The following is a 315-nucleotide window of genomic DNA, read 5'->3' as shown; positions in this document are numbered from 1 at the left end:
GGCAAAGAAAATTCCAATGCCGATTTCACACCAATCGTTGCCGCACAGGATCCAAACAATAACGACATCCGGATGAGGTGGTTCGAGGTGAGGAGGGCCGAAGAAGAAGAAGAAGGGTCATACAAGCTATCGGTATGCACCTGCAGCCAGCCGAAAGAGTGTCCTTGTGCTGAAGTGGGTATCCACAACCTGAATGGCCAGATTGTACTAGGCGAGGAAGGGGACAGTTTCACCATGAGGTTCGAGAAGGAACAGCAGCATGCTAGGAAGATCGCGATGGAGTAGTTTAAGCAACAACTTGGACTGAAGGACGGA

At 50.5% G+C, this 315-nt stretch carries 1 protein-coding gene; it reads left to right on the top strand.

Annotated elements, in window-relative coordinates; all coding sequences use genetic code 11:
* On the top strand, window positions 1-285 hold a 285-nt coding region (locus JMA46_RS16850), incomplete at its 5' end, for a Kunitz family serine protease inhibitor (RefSeq protein ID WP_207346495.1).
* Between the last annotated feature and the right edge of the window lie 30 nt (window positions 286-315).

This window comes from Arthrobacter sp. E3, assembly GCF_017353415.1.
Classification (GTDB): Bacteria; Actinomycetota; Actinomycetes; order Actinomycetales; family Micrococcaceae; genus Specibacter.
Note: the sequence above shows the minus strand (reverse complement) of the source record. Positions and strands in the feature narration are given on the sequence as shown.